Source organism: Vibrio sp. V19_P1S1T109, from assembly GCF_002241375.1.
Classification (GTDB): Bacteria; Pseudomonadota; Gammaproteobacteria; order Enterobacterales; family Vibrionaceae; genus Vibrio; species Vibrio anguillarum.
Genome location: NZ_NDIM01000030.1, coordinates 1 through 4838, shown reverse-complemented (window position 1 = coordinate 4838; position 4838 = coordinate 1). Strand labels below are relative to the sequence as shown.

Here is a 4838-nt window from a genome sequence, read left to right as displayed (position 1 = left end):
TTCCTACTATGGTTGAGCCTTAACACATTCTCTAATCACTTAGTTGCATTTATCATGAATTCCTCAATAAATAATCGACATTCACTGTCGTTGATTCAAACCATCAGTGCCATTTTCATCACGATGACGTTACTGGTGGTCCTTTTATCCATCACCAGTTTAAAAAGCATCGATAAGGTAGGGCTACAGTTTTCTGGATTGTCTGAACAAACACTACCTTTGGCATTAAATAATGCAAGGTTGACGCAAAATATATTAGAACAAGTACAATCTCTCGGAGATGGCATCCGCACAACGGAATCGGCAGAATTAGAAGCGGTAAACCAGCAATTAAGCCACTTAAACCAGCAGACTGACCAACTTACTGACCAGCTTTTCTCCATCGCTACTCGTATCGGTAACGCGATTACTCAAGATCATCAAGTGTCGTTACGCAGCAAAAGTGCGGCATTTCAGCAGCTCACCTATTCTATTTTATCAACGCAGGCCTCTTTGCTTGAACAGCAGAATGCTATCGATAACGCCGCCACCGCGTTTCGTTACGGATTAAGCTCCATTGGACCGGAGATGAACCGGATCAGTTCATTTCTCGCATTAGATAACCCGGAATCGATGGATGCGGCTAACCGCTTTATTGCCAGTGCAAGTTCGATGGAAAGTACCTTCTTACTGTTAATGATGCAAAACGATCCTGAACAGGCCAAAGTGCAATTTAAGGAAATCCGTAATCGCATGGCGGGAATTGAGCTAGCCTTTGATGATTTTAAAGAGTGGCATCCTGATGTTATGGAGTTTGCGAGCCTGACGGCACCTTATGAAATGGTTAAAGCGGGTTTTGTTGAGCATGGCATTTTAGCACTGATCTTAAATAAAATTGAGCAAGCACAGCAGCAGCGACAAGAAATGGCACAAGCTGCGCAGCTAGCCAAAGACACGGTAGCACTGCTAAATACGATTTCTGCCACCGCAAGTGAGTTGATCAAACACAGTGAGAACGTGGTTCATGACGCAATGCTAATGGTTAAGCAAGTACAATATACTGGCGGCATTATTCTGGTCGCTTTGGTTTTACTTGCATGGCTAGGGTTACGCCACTGGCTAAAGCTGGGGCTGAATAACTTATTGGCCAAGCTTGCATTATTAACTCAACACGATTTTTCTCAACCCGCTCGCTTGATTGGCCCGAGTGAATTTAAAGAAGTTGCTCTACAACTAAACCAAGTTATTGAATCAACAAAATATTCAATTTCTACCGTAACGCGCAATTGTGAAATGCTCTACCAAAATGCCGAAACCAGTCACGATGCAGCCGATAAATCCAACCGCAGTTTAGCCGCACAAAATGATTCGTTGGTTAACATGGTTTCCACCGTGAGTGAGTTGGAATCGGCGATTCGGAATATCGCGCTTGTGACCAGTGAATCTTATGAAGAATCAGTGGCTGCCAGCCAGTTTTCTACGCAAGGGGTGAAAGTAGTGGAACAAAACCGTGTTCGCTTGGAATCTCTTGAAAATACACTGCATTTAAACGATGAAGCAATGCACGAGCTTGACCAGCGCGTGAAGAAAATTCGTGAGATGGTAGATATGATCAGCGGTATTGCTGACAGTACCAACTTACTGGCGTTGAACGCCGCGATTGAAGCGGCAAGAGCTGGCGAACAAGGGCGTGGTTTTGCGGTTGTAGCCGATGAAGTACGCAAATTGGCCAGCGATACATCACAGCAAACCACCAATATCCGAGACATGATGAATGAGCTCACCAATGCAACACAGCGCTCTCGTCAAGCAGTATCGGATTCGCGTCAAGAGATGAGTAATGCGCTGCAATCGAGTCAAGAAGTCAAAACAACATTTGAGCAGATAGAAAAAGCAGTGGAACAGATTCGTGCTCGAGTTGAGCAGATAAGCGTTGCAACAGAAGAGCAAGAGCGAGCGACGGCCGATGTAAGTCAATCTATCAGCCAAGTTTCATCGCAAGGCGAGCAAACCAAATTACAGCTTGAAGCCATGGTCGAAAGTTCAGAGCAGGTGGCTGAAGTTGCGGGTGAACAGCAGGCTATGTTGCATAAATATACGCTCAACTAGCTTATCCAGTGCGAATTTCTGTATTTTCATGACGTTGTCACTTTTTTCTAAATGGTTGGGTAAGCATTTTATCCAACCACTGCTCACGCTTCTCTCGAAAGAGTGGTAGGCCGATAATGACCTGCTTATGGCCCAATTCTGGCTGCGCACGATAAGTACGAAATAGCCGATCCCAACATGACAAGAAAAAACCAAAATTGGAGTGAGTTTCTCGCACAATGACTGAATGATGCACCCGATGCATGTCAGGTGTCACCACCAACCAGCGAAGCCAACGGTCCATTTTCAACGGTAATTTTGCGTTACTGTGGTTAAACATCGCGCTCGCATTGAGCACCACCTCAAATATCAATACCGCGAATGGGCTGACACCCAACATGATCACGCAAGTGATTTTGATCCACAAAGAGAGAATCATTTCGAATGGGTGAAACCGCGAGCCAGTGGTCACATCAATATCTTGGTCAGCGTGGTGCATGCGATGTAAACGCCATAACCAAGGAGAGAAGTGAAAAAGCACATGCTGGGCGTAAATCACGCCATCAAGAATAATAACTGACAGCGCAATTTCAGCCACTTGTGGTAAATCCACCCAATTAAAAAGACCAATCGAGTCTTGCTGCGCCCAATAAGCCGCTTCAATGGCTAACACTGGCATCAATAGCGATAAGCACACGCTATTTAAACCAACCAAACCTAAATTATTCAGCCAGCGAGTGGCTTTACTTTGGGTGAGTGTTTTACGTGGGCAAGACCATTCCCACAGCGCACAAAGCATAAATACAGCGAAAAATACGCTCAAACGGATCAATTCAGGGTTCAGGTTCATGCTTAATGGCTCATCTTCAATGGTCTTGTGCTAGGAATCTGCTTGTACTGTAAGTACAATCGGCAGCACTTTCCAGCTTGCCGCCCTGATTTATGAGAATCCACGCATTTAACCATTTGTTCCAACATCGCTTAGCGTTATCGACCAAACCTTTTCAAGCTCGTGGTGCGAAAGTTGAACGTTGCGCCTATTGTCAGGTCGCCACGCAATACTGCTTATGCGGCCATCAACCGGATATGGATACGGATATCGCAGTATTACTGCTGGTTTCTGAAAATGAAGTATTTAAACCCAGTAATACTGGTCGACTAATTGCCGATGTGATTAAAGAAACTTACGTTTATCAGTGGAATCGCACCGAACCTCACGCGGAAATGCTAGCACTGTTGAATAATCCCGCTTATCAACCAGTCGTCATTTTTCCCGAAGAGTATGTGGATGAAAAGCCTCGAGTAATGCAAAGCCCTCCCAGCGCGCACGATAAACGCAAACCACTGTTGATATTGCTTGATGGAAGCTGGCGCGAGGCAAGACGAATGTTTCGCAAATCACCTTATTTGGATGCGCTTCCGGTGATGTCTATCGCACCTAAAAGCGTATCGCAATATATGATGCGTAAATCTGATAATGAGCAGCATTTATCAACGGCTGAAGTGGCGTCATTGGTATTGGTTGAAGTGGGTGAGCATCAAGCCTCTCTGCTATTAAGCCAATGGTTTGAAGTGTTTCGGGAAAGTTACTTGCTGAGTAAAACCCGCCTAAAGCATGATTTGAGCAGGCCAGTCTTGAAACGTTTCATCGACCAGCAGCAAAGCGAGACGTGACTCTAAAGTTGATCGATTTGGTGATGAGTAATTGTTCAATCGAACCTATAGACCAGATAAATTGGTACTTGGTCACGGATTGTAGGCTGAGCTCTGTGGATAATGCCCAAAGTTTTATTTTTAGCTCATTGATGAGCAAATTTTAGGAGAGATTGCATGTACTACGGCTTTGATGTCGGTGGCACTAAAATTGAGTTTGGTGCGTTTAATGAGAAGTTAGAACGCGTAGCAACGGAGCGCGTTCCTACCCCAACAAACGACTACAATCTGCTAGTTGAAACCATTGCGCAGTTGGTGAGTAAATATGACGCGCAATTGGGTGTGGAAGGTAAAATAGGCCTTGGCCTACCAGGTATGGAAGACGCTGATGATGCTACGGTATTAACCGTCAACGTTCCTGCTGCAAAAGGCAAACCATTGCGTGCTGATTTAGAAGCAAAAATTGGCCGCAGCGTGAAGATTGAAAACGATGCAAACTGCTTTGCGCTTTCTGAAGCATGGGACGATGAGCTGAAAAATGAGCCTTCGGTTATGGGCCTAATTCTCGGCACAGGTTTTGGTGGCGGCCTTATCTATGAAGGGAAAGTATTCTCTGGTCGTAACCACGTAGCAGGGGAGTTTGGTCATATGCGTCTGCCTCTTGATGCATGGTTACATCTTGGCGATAACGCGCCGATGCTCGGCTGTGGTTGTGGCAAGAAAGGATGCTTAGACAGTTATCTCTCTGGCCGCGGTTTTGAGCTATTGTACGAGCACTATTATAGCGAGCACAAAAAAGCGATTGATATCATTCACGCCAATGAAGCAGGTGAAGCGAAAGCCGTTGAGCATGTTGAGCGCTTTATGGAACTACTTGCCATCTGTTTTGCCAACATTTTCACAGCCAATGACCCACACGTTGTTGCACTCGGTGGCGGTTTATCAAACTTTGAATTGATCTACCAAGAGATGCCTAAACGCGTACCGAAATACCTGCTTTCTGTCGCGAAATGTCCGAAGATCATCAAAGCAAAACATGGTGATTCAGGCGGCGTACGTGGTGCGGCTTTCCTTAATATCAAATCATAAAATCAAACAAAAAGGGCCTATAATCAAAC

Annotated in this window: 4 protein-coding genes; 3 read left to right on the top strand and 1 reads right to left on the bottom strand. The window is 45.1% G+C overall.

The features are described 5' to 3' along the window. Positions 1 to 12 precede the first annotated feature (12 nt). Positions 13 to 2088, top strand: coding sequence for a methyl-accepting chemotaxis protein (locus tag B9J87_RS01820; RefSeq protein ID WP_017050513.1), 2076 nt, complete (start codon positions 13 to 15; stop codon positions 2086 to 2088). Positions 2089 to 2125: 37 nt separating this feature from the next. Here the strand turns inward: B9J87_RS01820 and B9J87_RS01815 are convergent, their stop codons facing one another. Next, positions 2126 to 2917 (bottom strand): sterol desaturase family protein, encoded by a 792-nt coding sequence (locus tag B9J87_RS01815; protein ID WP_094144759.1) that lies wholly within the window; start codon positions 2915 to 2917, stop codon positions 2126 to 2128. A gap of 92 nt (positions 2918 to 3009) precedes the next feature. Here B9J87_RS01815 and B9J87_RS01810 point away from each other — a divergent pair, with 92 nt between their 5' ends. Both B9J87_RS01810 and nagK read left to right on the top strand, forming a co-directional pair. Then, a complete protein-coding gene (locus B9J87_RS01810) occupies positions 3010 to 3741 on the top strand; it encodes a tRNA-uridine aminocarboxypropyltransferase (protein ID WP_013856866.1) in 732 nt (243 codons plus the stop codon). Between the two features lie 156 nt (positions 3742 to 3897). Beyond that, positions 3898 to 4809, top strand: coding sequence for an N-acetylglucosamine kinase (nagK, locus tag B9J87_RS01805; protein WP_017050511.1), 912 nt, complete (start codon positions 3898 to 3900; stop codon positions 4807 to 4809). Positions 4810 to 4838 lie beyond the last annotated feature (29 nt).